At 53.4% G+C, this 25,384-nt stretch carries 19 protein-coding genes; 5 read left to right on the top strand and 14 right to left on the bottom strand.

Translation table 11 applies throughout. The features are described from left to right. Positions 1–44: 44 nt before the first annotated feature. From HMPREF3277_RS10630 to HMPREF3277_RS10610, 5 genes are all read right to left on the bottom strand, one after another. Complete coding sequence (locus tag HMPREF3277_RS10630) at positions 45–1,142, bottom strand: hypothetical protein (RefSeq protein WP_070871096.1); 1,098 nt, start codon at positions 1,140–1,142, stop codon at positions 45–47. Positions 1,143–1,498: 356 nt separating this feature from the next. Beyond that, positions 1,499–2,284: an HNH endonuclease gene (locus HMPREF3277_RS15660; protein WP_094113524.1), complete on the bottom strand. Its 786-nt coding sequence runs from the start codon at positions 2,282–2,284 to the stop codon at positions 1,499–1,501. Positions 2,285–2,581: 297 nt separating this feature from the next. Next, the gene (purL, locus tag HMPREF3277_RS10620) at positions 2,582–6,478 is read right to left on the bottom strand and encodes a phosphoribosylformylglycinamidine synthase (protein ID WP_070871095.1); all 3,897 of its coding nucleotides are present in this window, start codon (positions 6,476–6,478) and stop codon (positions 2,582–2,584) included. Positions 6,479–6,734: 256 nt separating this feature from the next. Continuing rightward, the gene (locus tag HMPREF3277_RS10615) at positions 6,735–7,517 is read right to left on the bottom strand and encodes a M48 family metallopeptidase (RefSeq protein WP_070871094.1); all 783 of its coding nucleotides are present in this window, start codon (positions 7,515–7,517) and stop codon (positions 6,735–6,737) included. Between the two features lie 105 nt (positions 7,518–7,622). Further along, positions 7,623–8,564, bottom strand: coding sequence for a serine hydrolase (locus tag HMPREF3277_RS10610; protein WP_070871093.1), 942 nt, complete (start codon positions 8,562–8,564; stop codon positions 7,623–7,625). Between the two features lie 320 nt (positions 8,565–8,884). Between HMPREF3277_RS10610 and clpX the strand changes: the two genes are divergently transcribed. Together clpX and acnB are read left to right on the top strand one after the other, a co-directional pair. Then, the gene (clpX, locus tag HMPREF3277_RS10605; protein WP_003768201.1) at positions 8,885–10,153 is read left to right on the top strand and encodes an ATP-dependent Clp protease ATP-binding subunit ClpX; all 1,269 of its coding nucleotides are present in this window, start codon (positions 8,885–8,887) and stop codon (positions 10,151–10,153) included. 239 nt (positions 10,154–10,392) lie between these two features. Continuing rightward, positions 10,393–12,978 (top strand): bifunctional aconitate hydratase 2/2-methylisocitrate dehydratase, encoded by a 2,586-nt coding sequence (acnB, locus tag HMPREF3277_RS10600; protein WP_070871092.1) that lies wholly within the window; start codon positions 10,393–10,395, stop codon positions 12,976–12,978. Between the two features lie 229 nt (positions 12,979–13,207). Here the strand turns inward: acnB and lptG are convergent, their stop codons facing one another. The 3 genes from lptG to HMPREF3277_RS14970 are packed head-to-tail and all read right to left on the bottom strand — an operon-like array spanning position 13,208 to position 15,571. Beyond that, positions 13,208–14,278 (bottom strand): LPS export ABC transporter permease LptG, encoded by a 1,071-nt coding sequence (gene lptG / locus HMPREF3277_RS10595; RefSeq protein ID WP_039407274.1) that lies wholly within the window; start codon positions 14,276–14,278, stop codon positions 13,208–13,210. Continuing rightward, positions 14,275–15,390 (bottom strand): LPS export ABC transporter permease LptF, encoded by a 1,116-nt coding sequence (gene lptF / locus HMPREF3277_RS10590; RefSeq protein ID WP_070871091.1) that lies wholly within the window; start codon positions 15,388–15,390, stop codon positions 14,275–14,277. Before lptF ends, lptG begins: the two co-directional genes overlap by 4 nt. 10 nt (positions 15,391–15,400) lie before the next feature. Next, complete coding sequence (locus HMPREF3277_RS14970) at positions 15,401–15,571, bottom strand: hypothetical protein (protein WP_003757459.1); 171 nt, start codon at positions 15,569–15,571, stop codon at positions 15,401–15,403. Between HMPREF3277_RS14970 and HMPREF3277_RS10585 the strand changes: the two genes are divergently transcribed. Together HMPREF3277_RS10585 and HMPREF3277_RS10580 are read left to right on the top strand one after the other, a co-directional pair. Continuing rightward, positions 15,558–16,967 (top strand): leucyl aminopeptidase, encoded by a 1,410-nt coding sequence (locus HMPREF3277_RS10585; RefSeq protein ID WP_070871090.1) that lies wholly within the window; start codon positions 15,558–15,560, stop codon positions 16,965–16,967. The genes HMPREF3277_RS14970 and HMPREF3277_RS10585 overlap by 14 nt on opposite strands. A gap of 98 nt (positions 16,968–17,065) precedes the next feature. After that, on the top strand, positions 17,066–17,542 hold the full coding sequence (locus tag HMPREF3277_RS10580) for a cupin domain-containing protein (RefSeq protein ID WP_070871089.1): 477 nt from the start codon (positions 17,066–17,068) through the stop codon (positions 17,540–17,542). Here HMPREF3277_RS10580 and HMPREF3277_RS14965 read toward each other — a convergent pair. Then, positions 17,532–17,726, bottom strand: a complete 195-nt coding sequence (locus HMPREF3277_RS14965; RefSeq protein ID WP_168168259.1) for a hypothetical protein — start codon at positions 17,724–17,726, stop codon at positions 17,532–17,534. The genes HMPREF3277_RS10580 and HMPREF3277_RS14965 overlap by 11 nt on opposite strands. Positions 17,727–17,844: 118 nt before the next feature. Here HMPREF3277_RS14965 and znuD point away from each other — a divergent pair, with 118 nt between their 5' ends. Next, entirely contained in the window at positions 17,845–20,133 is a 2,289-nt protein-coding gene (gene znuD / locus HMPREF3277_RS10570) for a TonB-dependent zinc receptor ZnuD (RefSeq protein WP_070871087.1), read from the top strand. A gap of 35 nt (positions 20,134–20,168) precedes the next feature. On the opposite strand, the gene HMPREF3277_RS14960 is transcribed toward znuD, so the two are convergent. From HMPREF3277_RS14960 to HMPREF3277_RS10550, 5 genes are all read right to left on the bottom strand, one after another. Next, positions 20,169–20,309 carry a hypothetical protein gene (locus tag HMPREF3277_RS14960; RefSeq protein ID WP_168161790.1) on the bottom strand — a complete coding sequence of 47 codons (141 nt, stop codon included), beginning with the start codon at positions 20,307–20,309 and terminating at the stop codon, positions 20,169–20,171. Next, on the bottom strand, positions 20,306–21,562 hold the full coding sequence (locus HMPREF3277_RS10565; RefSeq protein ID WP_070871086.1) for a D-amino acid dehydrogenase: 1,257 nt from the start codon (positions 21,560–21,562) through the stop codon (positions 20,306–20,308). Before HMPREF3277_RS10565 ends, HMPREF3277_RS14960 begins: the two co-directional genes overlap by 4 nt. Before the next feature lie 231 nt (positions 21,563–21,793). After that, on the bottom strand, positions 21,794–23,185 hold the full coding sequence (locus HMPREF3277_RS10560) for an alanine/glycine:cation symporter family protein (RefSeq protein ID WP_003779074.1): 1,392 nt from the start codon (positions 23,183–23,185) through the stop codon (positions 21,794–21,796). 412 nt (positions 23,186–23,597) lie between these two features. After that, positions 23,598–24,266 carry a DUF3108 domain-containing protein gene (locus tag HMPREF3277_RS10555; RefSeq protein ID WP_070871085.1) on the bottom strand — a complete coding sequence of 223 codons (669 nt, stop codon included), beginning with the start codon at positions 24,264–24,266 and terminating at the stop codon, positions 23,598–23,600. Positions 24,267–24,319: 53 nt separating this feature from the next. After that, positions 24,320–25,357 carry a tetratricopeptide repeat protein gene (locus HMPREF3277_RS10550; RefSeq protein WP_070871084.1) on the bottom strand — a complete coding sequence of 346 codons (1,038 nt, stop codon included), beginning with the start codon at positions 25,355–25,357 and terminating at the stop codon, positions 24,320–24,322. Between the last annotated feature and the right edge of the window lie 27 nt (positions 25,358–25,384).

The following is a 25,384-nucleotide window of genomic DNA, read 5'->3' as shown; positions in this document are numbered from 1 at the left end:
CGCCGTACTGGTTTAAATTTAATCCACTATACATCATCCAAGCGTTAAAGATAATCATCGATATTCGGGCTTCTGCCGAACACGGCTTCATGCGCCTGACTGATGGTCAGCCGGTTGAACATCAGCCGCTGGGTTTGGTCGCCGTCGATAATTCTTACCCTGCCTTCCAATTTCGGCGCGTCGTGGTGGAAAGTGTTTTTAAACGCAAGCCAGCGGTCGGTTTGCAGGTGGACGACGGCAAACATATCGTGCGAAATATTTACGCCGACGCTGATGAGTTTCGGCGAAGCCTGAAGGCAGAAACTGCTGTCGCCGAACAGGCACAGCCCCTCGTTTTCGGCATAGCGGAACAGCTCGATTTTCACCGCATCGGGTTCGGCGAATATGGTGCAAAACAGCCGCTCAAACAGCGACGGCTGCGCCACGCCTTCGCTCAACATGCCGTAAAGCCCCGCCAGCCAATCGACATAGCCGAGAAACGAAAAACGGTAGTTCTGCATGATGGCTTCGATGCGGCTCGGATCGCGCTTGCTGATCAGGCGCACAAACTCAAACCCGACCTCCGGCAGCCGCGCCCGAACGGCCTCATGCAGACGGTGGGCGAACAGGTTTTTATGGTTGTGCGGATTGCGCAGGATGCCGAGGAATTTCAGCCGCAATATCCGCCACAATGCCTCGGGAACTTTGACCGTATCGGGTTCGCCCGTTTTCAGACGGCCTCCGGGCAATGTGCGCAAGTGGTTACAGGCTTCTTCGTAGCCGCTTTCGTGGCGGTTGAACCAGCTTTCCAAATTGTACTGGTTGGCGGTGTTTTCGACGAAAGTCAGCGTGTAAAGGTTTTTCGCCGCCAGATTGCCGATAATGTTGACACTCGCCGCCGCACCGCGATTTTCATTCCCGCCGCGAACCTTGTCGCCGGAGCGGGAGCGTCGGGCGGCAGCCGGTTCGCGGAACATGGACAAAGGCAGCTTGTAAACATTCTGATTCTGCGAGCTGACCTGCGGATTATGCGCGTGCTGCCGCTGCTCGGTCTGGGCGATATAGTGATGTTCCTTGGTCGGATTCGCCGTCAACAGCGCATAAGGCTTTTCGCCGCATTCGGAAAATTCGCAATCACTGAGGATAAAGGCTTGTCGGGTCATGGTGTTGGAGGAGGTCGTCTGAATGTGCCGATTATAGTGGATAGGGAGCTAAGGGGGATTATACGGAATGATGCTTCTGCTTGCAGAATACGCCGATAGAATGCCGATAGTAGGAATCCAAAAACACTTCGCCGCCGTCATTCCCGCGCAGGCGGAAATCTAGAAGTTTGGATTTACAGTAATCTTTAAATATTTCTGAAATATAGAGGTCTGGATTCCCGCCTGCGCGGGAATGACGGCAGTCGGTTTGGTCTTTATATGCAAAAGGACGCAAAAAGGTCGTCTGAAAACGAATATAGCGAGGTCCGCTAAATCGTTTTCAGACGACCTTAAGTCAACGGATTGTTCAACACTTTCTATTCTTCTTTTTGGAAAACATGGTTGCGGTGATACTCGAAATATTTTTCGCTTTTCGGTCGAATTTTTAATTTCATATCGGGAGAAATTCCAAGCCGCTTTTGATTTTCCAGATCGATTTTCGGACTGATTTTTATCGTACCGTCGGTCTCAAACGTAATCAGACCGCTATCGAATAATGCGTCGATATTGGGGGCGAGCATCAGACCATTGAAGGGATCTAACCGCTCTTTATCGTTGCACTTACTCCAAGGTTTGATATGGCTGGCAATAAGTAAAGACCGAACATCTAGATCTGTCAGTGGACAGCTCGGATACAGTTCGAGTAGTTTTTGCCGGAATCTGCCTTGCCCTTGACGGGCTTTTATTAAGGTTTCGATTTCGGTTCGTTTTTCTGGTTCAATTTCAGATGCTAATTGTTCTTTGAGTTTACCGAGATCTTGTTCCAAAGATTGGGTTGAGTTTATTTGAAAATTTGTTGGTTTGTATAATTCAAATATTCCTCCTTTTTTCCACCATAAAAAGTCTTGGTGCATTGATTCGTGATAATGCTTCCTTGAGTTTGAATTAACACTAAGTACATACAAAGAAGCACGTGTATCATCATTATAGTCAGGAGTAATCTGCCATTGGTTTTTTAGTTCTTCAATCTGTTCATCTACATCTTTTACCTTAAATTGTGTTTTGCCCATATCATGCAGATGTAAGACGATTCTTTTTATAATTTCTATTGTCCCATCAATATGTTCTCCATTGATCCGTGCGGAATATTTTGTTTTTGCCATTTAAGTCTTCCTACCAAAGTTAAGTTTTCTAATTTAATTATTTTGGGTAATGCATTGATTTTCCTATGACCGTCATTCTTGCGCAGGCGGGAATCCAGAAGTTTGGATTTACAGTAATCTTGAAGTATTTCTGAAATGCAGGGGTCTGGATTCCCGCCTGCGCGGGAATGACGGCGGTCGGTTCGGTCTTATACGCAAAAGAACATATAAAGGTCGTCTGAAAATAGGTATAGCAGAATCCACTAAATCGTTTTCAGACGACCTTTTCTTTAAAGCCGAATCAAATCAGCCTGCCGGTTAACCCAAAGCCTTCCTTGCTCCGGCGAAGAGGCGGTACCAGCCGGACAGTTCCGTCCAGTCTTCCGGTTTCCAGCTCATTTGTGCGGCGCGGTACACGCGTTCGGGGTGGGGCATCATGATGGTAACGCGGCCGTCGGCGTTGGTAACGCCGGCGATGCCTTGCGGCGAGCCGTTCGGGTTGAGCGGGTAGGTTTGGGTAACTTGGTTTTGTCCGTCGACGTATTGCAGCGCGATGCCGAGACCGTCTGAAATTTTGCCGCCGTGAAGCGCGAAGTCGGCGCGGCCTTCGCCGTGGCTGACGACGACGGGCAGGCTGGAGCCTTGCATTTCGTTCAGGATCAGGGAAGCTGATTGGGGGACGTGAACCATGCTCAGGCGCGCTTCGAACTGTTCGCTCAGGTTGCGTTTGAACTTCGGCCAGCCTGCCGTGCCGGGGATGATTTCGGCGAGGTTGCTGACCATTTGACAGCCGTTGCACACGCCCAATGTCAGCGTGTTCGGGTCGTCGAAGAAGGCGGCGAACTGGTCGCGCAAGGCGGGGTGGAACAGAATGGATTTCGCCCAGCCTTCGCCCGCGCCGAGTACGTCGCCGTAGCTGAAGCCGCCGCACGCCGCCAGCATTTTGAAGTCGGCAAGGTGGACGCGGCCTGCCATCAGGTCGGACATATGCACGTCGTAGGCATCGAATCCGGCGCGTGTGAAGGCGGCTGCCATTTCGATTTGCCCGTTCACGCCCTGTTCGCGCAGGATGGCGATTTTGGGTTTGGTGCCGCTGTTAACGAAAGGCGCGGCGATGTCTTCGTTCACGTCGAACTTCACGTCGGCAAACAATGCGCTGCGGTCGTTGTCGCCAATCAATGCGAACTCGCTGTCTGCGCAGGCGGGGTTGTCGCGCAGGCGTTGGATGGCGTGGCTGGTTTCCTGCCATGCGCGTTGCAGGTCGGCGCGGTATTGTTCCAACACGATGCCTGCCTGATTGCGGATAACGATTTTTTCGTCAGAACCGATGGTGGCAACGGTATGCAAGGGCAGTGCCGCCGCTTTGAACAAGGCTTCTACTGCCGCGACATCTTGTTTGGCGATTTGAATCACTGCGCCCAGTTCTTCATTGAACAATGCGCGGATGCTGGCTTCGTTGACATCGGCTTGGTTGGCAACCAGTGAAGTCAAATCCACATTCAGCCCGCACCGCCCCGCAAACGCCATTTCCACCAGCGTCGCAAACAAGCCGCCGTCGCTGCGGTCGTGATACGCCAAGAGTTTGTCTTCGGCGACAAGCTGTTGAATCACGTTGTAAAACGCTTTCAAACGACCTGTATCGTCCAAGTCGGGCGCATCGCCGCTCATATTGTTATAGACCTGACCGAACGCGGAGCCGCCCATACGCGCTTTGCCGAAGCCCAAATCGACAAACAGCAATACGCTGTCTTCGACGTTTTTCAACTCGGGCGTAACGGTTTTGCGTACGTCTTTGACAGGTGCGAACGCGGAGATAATCAGGCTCAACGGCGAGACGACGGATTTTTTCTCTTCGCCGTCCTGCCACACGGTTTTCATCGACAGGCTGTCTTTGCCCACGGGGATGCTCAAGTCCAATGCCTGACAGGCTTGGGAGACAGCTTCGACGGTGCGGTAGAGTTTTTCGTCTTCGCCTTCGTTGCCGCACGCCGCCATCCAGTTGGCGGAAAGCTTGATGTTGCCGATGTCGCCGATGTTGACCGCCGCGATGTTGGTGATGGCTTCGCCGACGCACATTCTGCCCGAGGCGGGTGCGTCAAACAGGGCAACAGTCGGTTTTTCGCCCATAGACATCGCTTCGCCGCGATAGGTGTTGAAGCCCATCATGGTAACGGCGCAGTCGGCTACTGGAGTTTGGTATTTGCCGACCATTTGGTCGCGGTGGGTCATGCCGCCGACGCTGCGGTCGCCGATGGTAATCAGGAAGTTTTTAGCGGCTACGGTAGGCAGGCGCAAAACGCGGTAGGCGGCTTCGGTGATGTCGATGTCTTTGGCAGTGAATGGTTTTTCAGACGACCTCACGGTTTTGTCGCTGCGCGTGGTTTTGGGCGGTTTGCCGAGCAAGACGTTCAGCGGCAAATCGACGGGGTTGTTGGAGAACAGATCGTCGCATACTTTCAAATGGCCGTCGTCGGTTGCCGTGCCGACCACGGCAAACGGGCAGCGTTCGCGTTCGCAGATGGCGCGGAAGGTGTCCAAATCTTTTTCCAAAATCGACAACACATAACGCTCTTGCGATTCGTTGCACCAGATTTGCAGCGGGTTGAGGCCGTGCTCTTCCAGCGGCACTTCGCGTAATTTGAATACCGCGCCGCGTCCGGCATCGTTGACCAGTTCGGGGAAGGCGTTGGACAGACCGCCCGCGCCGACGTCGTGGATGGAGATAATCGGGTTTTGGTCGCCGAGCTGCCAGCAACGGTCGATCACTTCCTGCGCGCGGCGTTCGATTTCGGGGTTGCCGCGTTGTACGGAATTGAAGTCCAAAGACGCGTCGTTTGTACCGGTATTCATGGATGAAGCCGCACCGCCGCCCAAGCCGATAAGCATACCCGGGCCGCCCAGTTGAATCAGTAACGCGCCTTCGGGGATTTCGTCTTTGTGCGTCTGCTGCGCCTGAATGCTGCCCAAGCCGCCGGCGATCATAATCGGTTTGTGGTAGCCGCGAACCTGACCGTCAAACTTCTCTTCAAAAGTGCGGAAGTAGCCCAAGAGGTTCGGGCGGCCGAATTCGTTGTTGAACGCCGCGCCGCCGATGGGGCCTTCAATCATGATGTCTAGCGGCGAGGAAATGTGTTCCGGCTTGCCGTAGTCTTGTTCCCACGGCTGTTTGAGGTCGGGGATGTTGAGGTTGGAGACGGTAAAGCCGGTCAAGCCCGCTTTCGGACGCGAACCTTTGCCCGTTGCACCTTCGTCGCGGATTTCGCCGCCCGCGCCCGTTGCCGCACCCGCAAACGGCGCGATGGCGGTCGGGTGGTTGTGCGTTTCCACTTTCATGATGATATGCGTGTCTTCTTCGTGGAAACGGTAGCCTTGGTTTTCCGCCGCATTCGGATAAAAACGCTCGATTTTCGCGCCTTCGATCACGGACGAATTGTCTTTATAAGCAACGACCGTGCCTTCGGGATGCGCGTTGTGTGTATCGCGAATCATGCCAAAGAGCGATTTCGGCTGTCTTTCGCCGTTGAGGATGAAATCGGCGTTGAAGATTTTGTGGCGGCAGTGTTCGCTGTTTGCCTGCGCGAACATCATCAACTCCACATCGGACGGATTGCGCTGCAAAGCCTGATAGTTTTCAACCAGATAATCGATTTCGTCGGCTGAAAGCGCCAAGCCCATTTCGGTATTGGCTTTGATCAAAGCCTCTTTCCCGCCGCCCAAAACATCGACGCTGGAGAAGGTTTCGGATTCGAGATGGTGGAATAATTTGGAGGCCGTCTGAAAATCGGGCAGCACGGATTCGGTCATGCGGTCGTGCAGCAAAGCCGCCCATTGCTGTTTCTGTTCATCATTCAGACGACCTTCCAGCCACACCGCCATGCCGCGCTCGATGCGCTCTATGCCTTCCAAACCGCAGTTTTCCGCGATATTGGTCGCCTTGGAAGCCCACGGCGAAATCGTACCCAAACGGGGTGTTACCAAAAATAAATGCAAGCCCTCGCGCGCTTCGGGCGTTTCTTTAACGCTTTGCGCCGCCAACAAGGCTTGCAGTTTTTCGACAGTCGCGGCATCCAGTGCTTTCTCGCTGCCGACAAAATACCAAAATTCGCTTTTCAGTTTCACTTCGGGCAGACCAAGTGCGGCCGCTTTTTGCAAGAGTTTTTCAACACGGAAATCGGAAAGGGCGGTAACGCCGCGCAAGGGCAAAACAACAGACATGATTCAGCTCTCAAATGCGGTTGGGAAAGGCTGTATTATACGCCGAATGGGTCTGGGTTGCTTGGTAATTTGGGTGAAAATGTTGACAATTTTTCAGACGACCTGCGCTGGGTGGGCGGAAGGGTCGTCTGAAAAATCTTGATTGAAAATCGCGCAATACTTTGATTTAAATTGTTTTTAGGAAAATTTAAAGCAAGGGATTGCAGGCTAATTTGAAAAAACGATGCCGGGTCGCAGAAAGTTTATTCAAAAAAATTTATCGTTTATTTTTCTGATAAATCGGCATGAGTTCAGGCAGCATTCTACGGATGGCGTTGATGCGCGTCTGATTGGTCGGATGGGTGGACAAAATCGCAATGGACGAGCTGCCTTCAAGTTTGCTCATCTTTTCCCAAACGCTGATGGCAGCCTCCGGATTGTAGCCCGCCTGAGCCATCAAACGCACGCCGCCTGCGTCCGCTTCGCTTTCCTGATGGCGCGAAAAGGGCTTGGAAGCAAGTAAATCCGTACCCAATCCGACAATATTGGCATCGACTCCGGATGCACCTGCTAAAATAGAACCGCCCAATCCCGTCAGCACTTGGCCGCCAATCGCTTTTTTGCCATGTTCCAGCAGGGCATGGGTCATCTCGTGACCGATAACGGCGGCGATTTCGTCGTCCGTCAATTTCAAACGCTCGACCATGCCGGTGTACATCGCCATTTTGCCTCCGGGCATTGCCCAAGCATTCAATTCATTGCCGCGGAAAACATTCATCTGCCAATTGAAAGGTGTGCCGGTTTGGTTGGCCTGGTTGGCATAGGGCTTCAGGCGCTCGAATACGGCTTTGATACGGCGCGAAGTGTGGGAAGTGTTGTCCAAAACGCGCTGCGACTGCGCTTGCTGTACCACTTGCGAATAGTTTTTGGCGGCAGCCTCGTTGAGCGATGCCGTATCGTATCCCACCATATCGGCAACGGAAGTACAGCCGGTCAAAGCCATAATGGCTCCCAGCTGCATCAACTGTTTTTTGTATATTTGTTTGTTCGGCATTTGCATCTCCTAATATTGTTAAAATCAAGATTCTTCAATCGGATTGCATGCGGTATTTCTGCACATCATATAAAAAATGCCGCCTGATTTTCAGACGGCATAACAAATATTTTAAGAGCGGCGCTGCAACATCCAAGATTCGATCTTACGCGCGTCGTTGACTCGGGTTGTCGAAGTCGGCGAGTTCAGCAATACGATGGTAATCGGTTGGTTTTGGACGTTTGCCTTAACCACCATCGAACGTCCTGCTTCGCGGATATAACCGGTTTTCTGAAGCTCGATGTTCCAGCTACCTTCGCGGACGAGGGCGTTGGAGTTTTTATAGTTTTGGCGGCCGTTTGCCGTCCAAACCGAGCCGTAGTTGGAGGTCGTGTTTTTGCGGATAAGCGGATATTTGCTTGCCGCGGCGACCATGCGGTTCAAATCGTTGGCGGTTGATACGTTTTGGAAATTCAGGCCGGTAGGTTCGTAGAAACGGCTGCTGTGCATGCCCAGGCTTTGCGCTTTGGCATTCATGGCGGCAACAAATGCCGACATACCGCCCGGATAGGTGCGGCCCAGCGCGTGTGTTGCGCGGTTTTCGCTGCTCATCAGGCTTAGGTGCAGCAATTCGCCGCGCGTCAGCGTCGTGCCGACGGCAAGGCGGCTACCTGTACCTTTCAGGCGGTCGATTTCGTCGGAGGTAATGGTAATGCGTTCGTTCATATCCAAACGCGCGTCCAAAACGACCATCGCGCTCATCAGTTTGGAAATGGACGCGATCGGCATCACGCGGTCTGCGTTTTTCTGATACAGGATTTCGCCTGTTTTGTTGTTGAAAATCAAAGCAGCCTGCGATGTCAAAAGCGGCCCCGCCATCATCGCCTGAGCCTCGATTTTTTGTGCGTGGCTTAATGCGAAAGCTTCCATCGGGTCATTTTGGGTTGGAAAATTTTGTTCCAAAAATTGACCCAAAACGTCCATATCGTCTGCAGCGGCAGGGGCGGCTGCGACAGTCAACGCCATACCCAAACAGGCGGCACTCAGTGTTTTATAAAATTTCATAACCGACATACTTCAACCAGTAGAATTTAAGACAATTGAATTATTAAAGGGGATATTTTGCTTAAAATACAACAAAATGTAAAGTTTAATATGGCTTTTTTGCGTTTGTTTGCATCTTTTTCCCAAATTGGAAACAATCTTAAGGATAGGAAATTGTGGCGTGTTGCCATGCGTCGTAAGGTCGTCTGAAAACCTTACGCCCAACAGCTTGCCATACGGTATTTGATAAACCTTAAGATACTGATTATACTTACCGACTTTGCCGAAAACCGTTCCCGCAACATTCGGATGACGGTTTGCCGATATTGCTTGAAAACAGAAGATAAATTATGACTGAAGAAAAACGCTCCTGCTCGTTTTGCGGAAAATCCGAGCATGAAGTCAAAAACCTGATTGAAGGCGAAAACGCTTTTATCTGTAACGAATGTGTAGAAACTTGCGGCGTGATGCTGCAAAGTTCAGACGACCTCTCCGCAGACAAATCTGCAACGGATGCGTCCCATCCGAACAACAAGCTGCCTACGCCTGCCGAAATCGTCGCCAATCTCAACGATCACGTTATCGGTCAGGAACAAGCCAAGAAAGCCTTGGCGGTGTCGGTGTACAACCATTACAAACGCCTGCGCCACCCCAAAGCCAACGGTAACGTCGAATTGTCGAAATCCAATATCCTGCTTATCGGTCCGACCGGTTCGGGTAAAACCCTGTTGGCGCAGTCTTTAGCGCGCAAACTGGACGTGCCGTTCGTGATGGCGGACGCGACCACGCTGACCGAGGCAGGTTATGTCGGTGAAGACGTCGAACAAATCATTACCAAGCTTTTGGGTAAATGCGATTTCGATGTCGAAAAAGCCCAACGCGGTATCGTTTATATTGACGAAATCGACAAAATCTCGCGTAAAAGCGACAACCCGTCAATTACCCGCGACGTATCCGGCGAAGGCGTGCAACAAGCCTTGCTGAAACTGATTGAAGGTACGGTTGCCAGCGTTCCGCCCCAAGGCGGTCGCAAACATCCGAATCAGGAATTTATCAACGTCGATACGACCAACATCCTGTTTATCTGCGGCGGCGCGTTTGCAGGCTTGGAAAAAGTCATCCGTCAGCGTACTGAAAAAGGTGGTATCGGTTTCGGCGCGTCCGTTCACAGTAAGGACGAAAATGCCGACATTACCGGATTGTTTGAAATCGTTGAGCCTGAAGACTTGATTAAATTCGGTCTGATTCCCGAGTTAATCGGCCGTCTGCCCGTCATCGCCACGCTGGCGGAATTAGACGAGGACGCATTGGTCAATATTTTGACCGAGCCGAAAAATGCCTTGGTAAAACAATATCAAACCCTGTTCGGCATGGAAAATGTCGAATTGGAATTTGAAGAAGAAGCCTTGCGCAGCATCGCCCGTCAGGCAATGGAACGCAAAACCGGCGCGCGCGGCCTGCGCTCCATCGTTGAACGCTGCCTCTTGGATACTATGTATCAACTGCCTGATTTGAAAGGCGTGACCAAAGTTGTCATCGGTAAAAACGTCATTGAGAAAGGCGAACAGCCCAAGCTCCTGCGTGAAGACGGAAGCGAATATCAGGCAAACGCTCGGTAAAAGAACGAACCGGTCATTCCGATAAAACATAAAAGGTCGTCTGAAACCCTGTTTTCAGACGACCTTTTCGTATTTTTCAAGATAATTCGTTTCAATAGCAAACACCTATTACATCCGATAACATAAATATTCCAATTTTTGCCAAACTGGTCTATGATACCTAAAAGGATTGTTTACAATTCTTTGATTGCAAATCATTTGCAACGGATAGAAGAAAAACAGAAAAAAGGAACAAAGAGATGTTAGAAGCCTATCGCAAAGCCGCCGCCGAGCGTGCTGCCCTCGGTATCCCGCCCCTCCCTTTGAACGCGCAGCAAACCGCCGATTTGGTCGAGCTGCTGAAAAACCCGCCCGCAGGCGAAGGTGAATTCTTGGTCGAACTGCTTGCCCACCGTGTTCCGCCCGGTGTGGACGATGCCGCCAAAGTCAAAGCCTCATTCCTGGCTGCCGTTGCCGAAGGCAGCGCATCCAGCCCGCTGATTTTCCCCGAATATGCGACCGAACTTTTAGGTACGATGCTCGGCGGTTACAACATTCACGCCTTAATCGAACTCTTGGACAACGACAAACTCGCGCCTATCGCTGCCAAAGGTTTGAAACATACGCTTCTGATGTTCGATTCTTTCCACGACGTTCAGGAAAAAGCTGAAAAAGGCAACAAATATGCGCAGGAAGTTTTGCAATCTTGGGCAGATGCCGAATGGTTTACCTCACGCGCCAAAGTTCCCGAAAAAATTACCGTTACCGTCTTCAAAGTTGACGGCGAAACCAATACAGACGATCTCTCTCCCGCGCCCGACGCATGGAGCCGTCCCGATATTCCACTGCACGCGCTGGCCATGCTGAAAAACCCGCGCGACGGCATCACGCCCGACAAACCGGGCGAAGTCGGTCCGATTAAATTGTTGGAAGAACTCAAAGCCAAAGGTCATCCTGTTGCCTACGTCGGCGACGTGGTCGGTACCGGTTCTTCACGCAAATCCGCGACCAACTCCGTCATTTGGCATACCGGCGAAGACATTCCGTTCGTACCGAACAAACGTTTCGGCGGCGTATGCTTGGGTGGAAAAATTGCGCCGATTTTCTTCAATACTCAAGAAGACTCCGGTGCGCTGCCGATTGAAGTTGATGTTTCCGCGCTGAAAATGGGCGATGTCGTCGATATTCTGCCTTATGAAGGCAAAATCGTGAAAAACGGCGAAACCGTTGCCGAGTTCAGCCTGAAATCACAAGTATTGCTGGATGAAGTGCAAGCCGGTGGCCGTATCAACCTGATTATCGGTCGAGGTCTGACCGCCAAAGCGCGCGAAGCGTTGAAACTGCCTGCTTCCACCGAATTCCGTCTGCCTCAAGCACCTGCCGAAAGCAAAGCCGGTTTCACGTTGGCGCAAAAAATGGTCGGTCGCGCCTGCGGTCTGCCGGAAGGACAAGGCGTACGCCCGGGTACTTATTGCGAACCGCGCATGACGACGGTCGGCTCACAAGACACCACCGGTCCGATGACCCGCGACGAGTTGAAAGACTTGGCTTGCTTGGGCTTCTCCGCCGATATGGTGATGCAGTCTTTCTGTCACACCGCGGCTTATCCGAAACCTGTCGATGTCAGAACCCATAAAGAACTGCCCGCCTTTATTTCTACCCGTGGCGGCGTATCTCTGCGTCCGGGCGACGGCGTGATCCACTCATGGCTCAACCGCTTGCTGCTGCCTGATACCGTCGGCACCGGCGGCGACAGCCACACCCGTTTCCCTATCGGTATTTCCTTCCCCGCAGGCTCAGGCCTGGTTGCTTTCGCAGCAGCCACCGGCGTGATGCCGCTCGATATGCCTGAGTCCGTATTGGTACGCTTCAGCGGCAAACTGCAACCGGGCGTAACCCTGCGCGATTTGGTGAACGCCATTCCGCTTTACGCGATTAAACAAGGTTTGCTGACCGTTGCCAAAGCCGGTAAGAAAAACATCTTCTCCGGCCGCATCCTCGAAATCGAAGGTCTGCCTGATTTGAAAGTGGAACAAGCCTTTGAATTGACCGACGCGTCTGCTGAGCGCTCTGCCGCCGGCTGTACCGTGAAGCTCAACAAAGAGCCGATTATCGAGTACATGAAATCCAACGTCGTGTTGATGAAAAATATGATTGCCGACGGCTATCAAGACCCGCGCACGCTGGAACGCCGCATCAAGGCCATGGAAGCATGGTTGGCAAACCCCGAATTGCTCGAAGCGGATAAAGATGCCGAATACGCCGCCGTGATTGAAATCAACATGGACGACATCAAAGAGCCGATTATCGCCTGCCCGAATGACCCGGACGACGTATGCTTCATGTCCGAACGTTCCGGCACCAAAATCGACGAAGTGTTCATCGGTTCGTGCATGACCAACATCGGCCACTTCCGCGCCGCCTCCAAACTCTTGGAAGGCAAGTCCGACATCCCCGTCCGCCTGTGGATGGCGCCGCCGACCAAAATGGACGCGAAAGAGTTGTCCGACGAAGGCCACTACGGCGTACTCGGCCGTGCCGGCGCGCGTATGGAAATGCCGGGCTGTTCGCTGTGTATGGGTAACCAAGCCCAAGTACACGAAGGCGCAACCGTCATGTCCACTTCCACCCGCAACTTCCCGAACCGCTTGGGTAAAAACACCTTCGTTTACCTCGGCTCGGCAGAGTTGGCGGCGATTTGCTCCAAACTGGGTAAAATCCCGACTGTTGAAGAATACCAAGCCAACATCGGCATCATCAACGAACAGGGCGATCAAATCTACCGCTACATGAACTTCAACGAAATCGACAGCTACAACGAAGTAGCCGAGACCGTGAATGTTTAACAGGTAGGTAAAACAGTTTCAGACGACCCCTTCAATGACTAAACCCATGAGGTCGTCTGAAAACAAAAAAACAGAACAGTTTTCGCTGTTCTGTTTTTTTATAGTGGATTAAATGCCATCAGTTTTGAAAAATCCGCCTAAAAAGCATTATTTTTAGGCGGATTGGTCAGATTGATTCGGGTGTCGAACTGGAAGCCTGAATTTGCAAACCTTCCTTGTATTCTTGCGCTTAACGCCGCTCCTGCCTGCGTATCAGCCAAACGGCGAGCAGGGCGAAGGCTATGGTGGGCAATGCGCCGGCGAGGAAGGGTGGGACGCCGTAGAGTTGGCTGGTAAACCCGAAGAGCCGTCCGGCGAAGTGGAACAGCAAGCCGAGGCAGATGCCGCCGAAGAGCTTCAAACCCATATTGCCGTGGCGGGTGGTTTGCGGGGTGAAGGCGAAGGCGACGAGTGCCATGACCCAGGCGGCGACGGGGTAAACCAATTTGCGCCACCAGGCGATGGCGTAGATCTGGGTGTTTTGGTTGTTGTTTTCGAGGTGGCTGATGTAGGTGGTCAGTTCGCCGACCGACATTTGGTCGGGTTTGACAAGCAATACGTCCATCAGGTTGCGCTTGACGGCGATCGGCCAGTTTTCTTCGGTGGCGGTCGAGACTTCGACTTTGTCTTCGCTAAGCGTGCTGCGGCGGATGTTTTTCAACTGCCAACTGCCGTCGTTGTTTAAAACGGCGGATTCGGCTTCCGTTGCCTGCGTCAGTTCGTTTTTGTCGTTGCGCACCCAAATTTTAATGCCCAGCAGGGTATGGTCGGGCAGCATTTCGCGCACGTTGATGATGCTGTTTTTTTCTTTGAGCCAAAGCCCCGTATTGCCGGTGCTGATTTTGCCGTTGATGGCGGCGGATTTGATGTTTTCGGCTTTTTGGCTGAGGGTGGGGGCAATCCATTCGCCGAGCGCGGCGGTGGCGATGGCGAAAATCAGTCCGAACTGCGACAGGATCAGCAGCAGTTTTTTGGTGCTCATGCCGCTTGCTTTTATGACGGTCAGTTCGCTGCCGGCAGCAAGCTGGCTGAGGGAGACGAGTCCGCCGATGAGGACGGCGAGGGGCATGAGTTCGTAGGCGCGCGCGGGCATCTGCATGAGGACGTATTGCGCCATGGTTGCGCCGTTATAGCTGCCTTTGCCCAAGTCGCCGACTTCGTTGATAATCTCGAAAAAGCTGTACAGGGCGAGGAAGGCCAGGAGGGCGTAAACCGCCATAACCGCCATTTGGCGGATGATGTAACGTGAAATCAGGTTCATTTTCCGCCTTTCAATGTCAGACTTTTGCCAACCGCCCGCCAGAAGGGCTGGCTGGGCATGCTGCGGACGCGCAGGAGTACGACGGCGATGGCGAACATGATGATGTGCATGGGCAGCAGTCCGAGCCAGAAATGGATTTTGCCGTCTTCCACGGCATTGCGCAGGAAGGTCAGTCCGTTTTGGTAGATCAGGAAAAGCCCGATGGCAACGAGGATGTTGTAGGTGTGGCCGCTGCGCGGGTTGAAATAGGAAAGCGGCACGGCAAGCAGGCAGAGCAGGAGGACGCTGACGGTCAGTGAGATGCGCCACATCAATTCCGCCTGATGTTGCGGGTTGCTGCTGCCGATGAGCTGGGATGTCGGGATGGTGCGGCGGTGGGAAACGGGGTCGATGAGTTTGGGCGTGGTGCTGATAATCAGGCTGAGGTTTTGAAAGGAAACGCGGTTGTAGTCGGCTTTGCCGGGCATGCCGCTGTAACGGTAGCCGTTGCGCAGGTCGAGCGTGCGCTTGTTGTCGTTCAGCGAGAAATTGCCTTCTTTGGCGAAGATAATGTTGTCGTTGCCGTTTTTGTCTTGTTCGCGCAGGAACAGGTTTTTCATGATGCCCGATTCGGTGTCGAAGGTTTCGACGAAGTAAACCCTGCCGTTGCGCTTACCCAAGCTGTTGAACTCGCCCGCTTCCACCATGGACAATTCTTGCTTCTGCTTGAGGATTTCCGCGTATTCGCGGCTGCGCAGTTCTGCCCACGGCATCACCCAAAGCTGCATGACGGCAATCAGGATGGCAAACGGTACGGCAAACTGCATGACGGGGCGTATCCATTGCCTCAACGCCAGCCCGCAGGAAAGCCAAACCGACATTTCGCTGTCGCGCCAGTAGCGGGTCAATACGGTCAGCGTGCTGATGAACGCAGTCAAAACCAGCAAAAGCGGCGTCATGCCGATAACCCAGAAACCGACCAATGCCAACACAGCATCGATGGCGACGCGCCCGTCGGCGGCACGGCCGAGCAGGTTGATTGCCTGAGTGGAGACCAACACCGCCAAGAGGACGACGAAAATGCCGACGGCGGTAAAAGAGAGTTCTTTGATGAAGTTTCTTTGATAAATCATAGAATCGCGGCTAGGAGCGGTAGCGGTTCGGCGCAGGCGGATTGTCTGCGCAAGGTTTCAGACGACCTCTCAAATGGAGTACAATCTTTCCAACCGTTTTCAGACGACCTCTTAATGCAAAGGGTCGTCTGAAACTACCCGAAACCATCTCAATCAGGAGAATAAACGTGGAATTTAGCACAAAAGCCGGAACCTTGCAGCCGCAACAGGCAGGCGCACAGTTATTTGTCTGCACCGAAACCGCGCAATTAAACCACTCGACCGCCCTTGCCCTTTTGTCTTCGCTTGAAGAAGGTCAAACTTTTGCCGACACCAAAATCCCGACGGACAACGGTTTGCAGGCAGTCGCCGTCGTCCGCCTCGAAAAAACCGACCGCGCCGCGCTGAACAAAGCTGCCGCCGAAGCCGCCAAATGGGCGCAAAATCAGGAAACGGTCAATGCGGACATCCATGCCTTCGATGAAGCGCAAGCCGCCGCCGTTGCCGAAGCCTTCGCCATCGCGTTCGGCAACGCCGCCTACCGTTTCGACCGCTACAAAAAAGAAGCCAAGCCCGCCAAATTCGCACAAGCCGTGTTCCACACCGCACACGAAGCCGCCGTCAAAGAAGCCCTGCGCGTCGCCGAAGCGCAGGTTTACGGACAAAGCCTCTGCCGCGACTTGGGCAACGCCGCGCCCAACGAATGCACGCCCGAATTCTTAGCGCGCACCGCCAAAGCCGAAGCCGAAAAACTGGGCGCACACGCCAAAATCATCGAAAAAGACTACATCAAAGAAAACATGGGTTCGTTCTGGTCGGTTGCCAAAGGCAGCGTGGAAGACCCCTATCTGATTGAATTGAGCTACTTCGGCGCAGCCGACAAAGAAGCCGCCCCCGTCGTCTTGGTCGGCAAAGGCATCACCTTCGACACCGGCGGTATCTCTCTTAAGCCCGGTTTGAACATGGATGAAATGAAGTTTGACATGTGCGGCGCGGCAACCGTCATCAGCACCTTCTGCGCCGCCGTCAAACTGCAACTGCCGATCAACCTCGTCGCCGTCGTTGCCACCTGCGAAAACATGCCTTCCGGCGCGGCAAACAAACCGGGCGATGTCGTGAAAAGCATGAAAGGCCTGACGATTGAAGTGTTGAACACCGATGCCGAAGGCCGTCTGATTTTGTGCGACGCGCTCACTTACGCCGAGCAGTTCAAACCCAAAGCCGTTATCGACGTCGCCACCCTGACCGGCGCGTGCATCATCGCCTTGGGACATGACGTCAGCGGCGTGATGGGCAACAATCAGGATTTGGTCGACAGCCTGCTTGCCGCCTCCCGCAACGTGGACGACAAAGCATGGCAACTGCCGCTCTTTGAAACCTACAAAGACCAGCTCAAATCCAACTTCGCCGACATCCCCAACATCGGCACGCCCGGCGCAGGCACGATTACCGCCGCCACCTTCCTGTCTTACTTCACCGAAGACTACCCGTGGGCGCACCTCGACATCGCGGGTACGGCATGGAAATCCGGCAGCGAAAAAGGCGCAACCGGCCGCCCCGTTCCTCTGTTGCTGAACTATCTGCGCAACGTGAAATAAGCCTGGACGCCTGCGGGGGCAAAGCAACCGACCCCGCAGGTCGTCTGAAAACGGAACCGCATCATCTTCTGACATAACCCGACAAACGGAGAACCATGATGAAACCGCTATTTGCCGCATTGTCCGTCGCCTTTCTGCTCGGCACTGGCGTCAGCGTCCACGCCGCGGAACAGGCCAAACCGACTGACCGCAGCGTCCAAGTGTACAAAAAAGCCGATTTGGCGGAGTGGAACCGCGAAAACGCAGCCGGAGGCAAAGGCCCGCTGCTCGGCCGCTTCGCCTTCAACCGCCACCAGACCGCCGAACAAGACGCGTTTAGGGAAATCGGCTGGCTGACCCTGCCGCCGGGCGCATCCATCGGCGAACACAAACACACCGACAACGAAGACGTTTACATCATCGTATCGGGCAAAGGCGTGTTTACCGACAGCACGGGCAAACAGACCCAAGTCGGCGCCGGCGACATCACCATCGCCCGCCCCGGTCAGTCCCATGCGTTGAAGAACACCGGCAAAGAGCCGCTGGTCTTCCTTGACCTGATTGCCGAGACCGCCGCCGCCCAAGCTACCAAATAGCAGTCATCAAACCGACAAGGTCGTCTGAAAACCATATTGCGTTTTCAGACGACCTTTTTTGTTGTTTAGGCAACATGATTCGTTCCAAGCAAACGAGGGGATGGCGCGTTGCCGCTGTTTCCGTCTTTTTCATCATTTTCAAGATATTGTGTTTCAGACGACCTTTGGTTTTCGCTGTTTGCATGGGCTTGGGTTTGGCTGTTTTGCCGCACCAAATGCGATTCGCTTCTTGAATTCTTGTCATATTAATGATGTGATGTTATATAATAACAATCTATTTGAAATATGACGGGAAACCTAAAATGACACAAGCCACGCTTAAACCTATTGTTTTATCTATTCTTTTAATCAGTTCCCCCATTCTCGCCCAAGCGCATGAAACCGAGCAGACGGTGGACTTGGAAACGGTTAACGTCGTCGGTAAAAGCCATCCGCGCGCTACTTCGGGGCTGCTGCACACTTCGACCGCCTCCGACAAAATCATCAGCGGCGATACGTTGCGGCAAAAAGCCGTCAATCTCGGCGACGCGCTCAACGGTGTGCCGGGCGTCCATGCTTCGCAATACGGCGGCGGCGCGTCCGCGCCTGTAATTCGCGGGCAGACGGGCAGACGGATTAAAGTGTTGAACCATCACGGCGAAACCGGCGACATGGCGGATTTCTCGCCCGACCATGCCCTGATGGTGGACACTGCCTTGTCGCAACAGGTCGAAATCCTGCGCGGGCCGGTAACGTTGTTGTACAGCTCGGGCAATGTGGCGGGTTTGGTAGATGTTGCCGACGGGAAAATCCCCGAAAAGATGCCTGAAAACGGCGTATCGGGCGAACTGGGGCTGCGTTTGAGCAGCGGCAATCTGGAAAAACTCACGTCCGGCGGCATCAATGTCGGACTGGGCAAAAACTTCGTGTTGCATACCGAAGGGCTGTACCGAAAATCGGGCGACTACGCCGTACCGCGTTACCGCAAGGAAGAAGATCGTCTGAAACGGCTGCCTGACAGCCATGCCGATTCGCAAACGGGCAGCATCGGGCTGTCTTGGGTTGGCGAGAAAGGCTTTATCGGCGCGGCGTACAGCGACCGTCGCGACCGCTACGGTCTGCCTGCCCACAGCCATCTCTACGACGACTGCCACGCCGACATCATCTGGCAGAAGAGCCTGATTAACAAACGCTATTTGCAGCTTTATCCGCACCTGTTGACCGAAGAAGACGTCGATTACGACAATCCGGGCTTGAGCTGCGGCTTCCACGACGACGATAATGCACATGCGCATACCCACAGCGGCAGACCGTGGATAGACCTGCGCAACAAACGCTACGAAATCCGCGCCGAATGGAAGCAGCCGCTCCCAGGTTTCGAAGCCCTGCGCGTGCATTTGAACCGCAATGACTACCGCCACGACGAAAAAGCGGGCGACGCGGTGGAAAACTTCTTCAAAAACAAAACACAAAATGCCCGCATCGAATTGCGCCACCTGCCCATAGGTCGTCTGAAAGGCAGTTGGGGCGTGCAATACCTGACCCAAAAATCCAGCGCGCTTTCCGCCATTCCCGAAACCGTCCAACAGCCGATGCTGATTGACAACGATGTGCATCATTACAGCTTTTTCGGCGTAGAACAGGCAAATTGGGACAACTTCTCGCTTGAAGGCGGCGTGCGCGTGGAAAAACAAAAAGCCGCCATCCAGTACGACAAAGCCCTGATTGATCGGGAAAACTACTACAACCAACCCCTGCCCGACCTCGGTGCGCACCGCCAAACCGCCCGCTCGTTCGCGCTTTCCGGCAACTGGTATTTCTCGCCCCAACACAAACTCAGCCTGACCGCCTCCCATCAGGAACGCCTACCGTCAACGCAAGAGCTGTACGCACACGGCAAACACGTCGCCACCAACACCTTTGAAGTCGGCAACAAACACCTCAACAAAGAGCGTTCCAACAACATCGAACTCGCGCTGGGCTATGAAGGCGACCGCTGGCAATACAATCTGGCACTCTACCGCAACCGCTTCGGCAACTACATCTACGCCCAAACCTTAAACGACGGACGCGGCCCCAAATCCATCGAAGACGACAGCGAAATGAAGCTCGTGCGCTACAACCAATCCGGCGCAGACTTCTACGGCGCGGAAGGCGAAATCTTCTTCAAACCCACGCCGCGTTACCGCATCGGACTTTCCGGCGACTACGTCAGAGGTCGTCTGAAAAACCTTCCGTCGCTGCCCGGTAGGGAAGACGCCTACGGCAACCGCCCACTCATTGCCCAAGCTGACCAAAACGCCCCGCGCGTTCCCGCCGCACGGCTCGGCTTCCACCTGAATGCCGCGCTGACCGACCGCATCGATGCCCATCTCGACTACTACCGCGTGTTTGCCCAAAACAAACTCGCCCGCTACGAAACGCGCACGCCCGGACACCATATGCTCAACCTCGGCGCAAACTACCGCCGCCGTACCGGTTACGGCGAGTGGAATTGGTATGTCAAAGCAGACAACTTGTTCAACCAATCCGTTTACGCCCACAGCCGCTTCCTGTCCGACACCCCGCAAATGGGACGCAGCTTCACCGGCGGCGTGAACTTTAAGTTTTAAGCGCGGATAGATTTCTTGCGAAGCCTTAAATGTTTTCAAAGGCAGCCGTCAGGTTTGCTTTTGGGGATGTCGGGTTTCGCAGGAATGTGAGAAAGGTCGTCTGAAAAACCATATTGCGTTTTCAGACGACCTTTGAGTTTGTAGTGCCGCTCAAACCTTGTCGGTTTAAAGCTCAAGACTGATAGCGCGACAGGCTCAAGTCGTCGCTGCGGATTTCGGTGTCTTTGCCGCACACGATATCGGCAGTTAATTTTGCCGAGCCTAGCGACATGGTCCAGCCCAAAGTGCCGTGACCTGTGTTCAGGAACAGATTGTCAAAGCGGGTGCGGCCGATTAGCGGCGTGCTGTCGGGCGTCATCGGTCTGAGGCCGCTCCAGAACAATGCCTGATTCAAGTCGCCGCCTTCGGGGAACAAATCGTTGACAACCAAAGCCAGCGTTTCGCGGCGTTTTTCGGACAGTTTGATTTCGTAGCCGGACAATTCCGCCATGCCGCCGACGCGGATTCTGTTGTCGAATCGTGTGATGGCGACTTTGTAGCTTTCGTCCAAAACGGTGGAAACCGGCGCGCTGTCTGAGTTTGTGACGGGCAGGGTCAAGGAATAGCCTTTGACGGGGTAAATGGGCAGATTCAGATCCAACTGCGCCAAAACCGTTCTGCTGAAGCAGCCGAGCGCGCAGACGAAGGCATCTGCTTCAAAGCGTTCTGTTTCGGTTTCGATTGCGCTGATGCGCTGGCCGTTGTGTTCGATGCGGCGGATGGTTCGGTTGAAATGGAACTGTACGCCTTTTTCCAGACACAGTTTGTACAGGTTTTGGGTGAAGAGGTGGCAGTCGCCGGTCGCATCCGCAGGCAGGTGCAGGCCGCCGGCAATTTTGGCGGTAACGCGCGCAAGTGCAGGCTCGAATTCTGCGCATTCTTCGGGTTTCAGACGACGGTAGGGCACGCCGTACCGTTCCAAAACGGTAATGTCTTGTTCTGCCGCTTCGACTTCTTTGGCTTGGCGGAAAATCTGCAAAGTTCCTTTTTTGCGTCCTTCAAAATTCATGCCGGTTTGCGCTTCAAAACGGCGGAACATTTCACGGCTGTATTCTGAAATTCTGACCATGCGCTCTTTGTTGATTTGATAGCGGGATGCCGTGCAGTTTTGCAGCATTTGCCACAGCCATTCGACTTGATACAGACTGCCGTCGGGGCGGAACAGCAGGGGAGGATGGCTTTTAAACAGCCATTTCAGTGCTTTGGTCGGAATGCCGGGTGCCGCCCAAGGCGTGGTGTAGCCGTAAGAGAGCTGACCCGCATTGGCGAAACTGGTTTCCATTGCCACGCCTTCGGCGCGGTCGATTACCGTTACCTCATGTCCGGCTTCCGCCAGATACCACGCGCAAGATACGCCGGCAACTCCGGCACCTAAAACAAGCACTTTCATTTTGTTCCTCCGCCGACTGGTTTGTTATAGTGGGATTAACTTTAAATCAGGACAAGGCGACGAAACCGTAGACAGTACAGATAGTACGGAACCGATTCACTTGGTGCTTCAGCACCTTAGAGAATCGTTCTCTTTGAGCTAAGGAGAGGTAACGCCGTACTGGTTTAAAGTTAATCCACTATAAATACAGATATCGGGTCGTCTGAAACACCTTTCAGACGACCTCAGGCATCAATGCGGCAACGCTCCGTCTTTGACTTTTTGTTTGAAGTCGCGCGTTTCATTGACGATGACTTTAATCATCAAAAGGAGTGCGATCAGGTTGGGCAACGCCATCAGGCCGTTGAACGTATCCGAAGCCAGCCATACCAAATCAAGGCTCAAGACTGTACCCAGCATGACGGAAGAGACATAACCGACGCGGTACAAACCGGCAAACTTCTCGCCGAATACATAAACCGCGCATTTCTCGCCGTAATAGCACCAGCCCAAAATGGTTGAGTAGGCGAAGAAAATCAGACCGATGGTGACAATCCAGCCGCCGATGCCGGGCAGCATTTTTTGGAACGTGACGGTCGTCAGTGCCGCGCCGCTCAATTCAGGTTTGACAAACTCGCCGCCCGCGCCGAGCAGGCCCATCACCAAAATGATGCCGGTAATCGAACAAACGACGATGGTGTCCAAAAACGTACCGGTCATGGAAACCAATGCCTGACGGACGGGATGGTCGGTTTTCGCGGCAGCGGCGGCAATCGGTGCAGAACCCATGCCCGCTTCGTTGGAGAACACACCGCGCGCCACGCCGTAGCGGATTACCGTGCCGATAGCGCCGCCCGCCACTGCCTGCGCGCTGAACGCATCGGAGAAAATCAGCTTGACGGCAGGCACCAGCGCATCGGAATTGATGACGATAATGGAAATACCGCCCACCACATAAAACACCGCCATAGCGGGTACGATGAAAGAAGCGGCTTTGGCGATGCCTTTAATACCGCCCAAAACAACGATGGCAGTCAGAACCGTCAACGTAATGCCGGTATAGACAGGTTCGACGCCGAAGCTCGTCTGAACCGCTTGAGCGACCGAGTTGGACTGTACGGAGCTGCCGATGCCGAACGAAGCGAATGTGCCGAATAAAGCGAACGCCAATGCCATCCATTTCCAGTTTTTACCCAAACCGTTTTCGATGTAATACATAGGGCCGCCGGACATTTCGCCTTTGGAGTTGGTCACGCGGTATTTCACCGCCAACACGCCTTCGCCGTATTTGGTTGCCATGCCGAAAACGGCGGTCATCCACATCCAAAATACCGCGCCCGGGCCGCCGGTCACTACGGCAGTCGCCACGCCGGCGATATTGCCCGTGCCGATGGTGGCGGACAGGGCAGTCATCAAAGCGGCGAAATGGGAAATATCGCCTTCGTGGTCTTCGCCGTCTTCATGCTTCTTTGACGGCACGAAAGCCTGCTTCAGCGCATAGCCCAACATGGTGAATTGCAAGCCTTTCAGCATGACGGTCAGCAAAATGCCCGTGCCGACCAGCAGCACCAGCATGACAGGCCCCCAGACCCAGCCGCTGATGGTTTCAAAAAAGGCTTTGAGGTTGTCTAAAAACCATTGCATGAGTTTCTCCTTTGTCTGTTTTATATTTTTTACGCACCACTATTTTTGTAGTGTCATGTAATTTCAGCACAGAATATTCAAGAACACAATATCTTTCTTTTTTAAAAGATTTTCGCCGCTATGCCTCAAGCGTGTGCCAAATCAGGCTAAACATATTGTTTACAATCTGAAAAATATAGTGGATTAAGGTTGCCAACCTGTAAACGCATACGGTTCAACTGAAAAACCGAGGTCGTCTGAAAAAAAACGGCGGACGCTTTTGAGATGGAAATACGCCATAGGCGCATCGGTATGGTTTGGCGATAAAAAACTGCACCTTAATAGGTTGGAGGGGATGTCCAACTTTTGGGGTGCAGTTCGGTTTCAGACGACCTTTGGGAAACGGCCGTTTGTCGGGAAGGGTTTGGCGCCGTTATGGTTTGACGGCTTTTCCGTTGATGGTGACGGATGTGAGTTTGAGGTCGTAAGTTTTGCCGTCGTCGGTGTAATTGATTTCGGCGGGGATGTTGTTGAAGGCGGGGGCGAACGAATAGGTTACGGTGTCGTCGCCGCGTTTGACGCGGTATTTGTTGACTGTGGTGGTACCGCCGCCGATTTTGTAGTTTTCGCTGCCGACTTTGGTCATGCCGCTGACGGGGTAGAGTTTTTTGCCGTTGGTGATGTTCAGGCCGGACGGCAGGCGGGCATCGTTGGCGGCAAGCTGCCAAGCCAGCGTAAAGAGGTCGAGTGTCGTGCCGCCGGTTTTGGCGGTTTCGCTGGAGCCGACTTTGCCGTAAGTGATGCTGTTGCCGCTGAATTTGGCTTCGGCATAGAGTTTGCCGCCGCGGACGTCTTTATAGTATTTGGGACGGAGGGTGTTGCCGCTGATGGTGCCGCCGGATTCGAAGCGGATGCTGTACATCGGGACTTTGATTCTGGACACGATGGTGTATTGGTTGCCGCTGCGTGTGAAGGTCATGGTGGCGGGTATGCCGTAGCTGCCGGAGTATTTCAGGGTGGCTGATTGGGGCAGTCCTGCGGCATAGGCGTTTGCGACGCTTAGGGAGAGGGCGGCGGCGATTAGCAGGGTGGGTGTTTTCATGGTGTCATTCCTCCTGTTTTGGGTCGTCTGAAAGAATTTCAGACGAGCTTGGGTTATTGGAGATTGCCCGAACCGAACATAAATTCTATCTGGCTTTGGTAATAGCTGTTGCCGTTGCGTTTGTCGAAGTCTGCGGCAAACTCGCGGGCATGTTGCGCCGCTTTTTCGTCAAAAGGAGAAAGCGCGATGAGGTAGTCCAAATAGAGCATATTGTCGTTTGGGGCATGTCGAATGATGGTGTCGCCGTGCCGGTTCATCAAATCGAGGGCACGTTGCGACTGTCCGAGTTTGTACGCCAGTTGGGAAAAGAGGGGGATCAGGCGGACGAACTCTTCGTCTTCTTCGACGTTGATTTTGTCTATGGCTTCGTCCAAAAGGCGTTCCGCCTCCTCGTATTTGCCCAGCCTTATCATGCTGTCGATGACGGGGTAGTAGGTAAGGTGCGGCACTTCGGCGCAGGTCATTTCGCCCGTTAAGATGGGCTGGGCGGTATCGATGGCTTTTTGGTACTGCCCGATAAAATGGTAGAAATTGACCTGCTCGGACTGTTCGCACGCGGGACAGTCGGAAAATTCATCTGCGGCGGTTTGCTGCCATTTTTGGAAATTTTCTTGGGCGGCGGCGTGGTCTCCGGTCAGGATGTTTTGCAGCATCAGGGTTTTATAAAATGATGAAAGACTGAACCGCATGTTTTCATAGTGGTAACGCATTGTTTCGTTCGCTTCCTCGATTTCCTTTTTGTCGAGAAAGAGGTCGCGGGCAAGCATGGGAATGATCCATTTGAATTTCCACTGGCAATCGATTAAATCGTCGAAGCCTTCGGGAAAGCCGTCGTCTTCAGGATGCTGCTCGTAGCTTTCGTTACAGCGGTCCAAGTGATGGTCGATCAGCCAGTTTAGGCAGTGCAGCTTGAAACCGGGAGAAAAAGAGCGGTTATTGAGCGGGTCTCCGACAACAAAATCGCATACCGCTCGCGTTATTTCGAGGTTGTTTTTGAGGCTTTGGTTGAATAAATCGATGGCTTTGCTTTGGCGTTTACGGTAGTCGGATTCGGAAATGATATCCGAAAGGGTCAACCGGTTTTGGCTCATGGTGTTTCCTTGTAGGGTGCTGCACAT

Source organism: Neisseria sp. HMSC70E02 (assembly GCF_001838645.1).
GTDB lineage: Bacteria > Pseudomonadota > Gammaproteobacteria > Burkholderiales > Neisseriaceae > Neisseria > Neisseria macacae.
The sequence above is the reverse complement of the archived record's forward strand: the minus strand, read 5'-3'. Positions and strand labels throughout refer to the sequence as shown.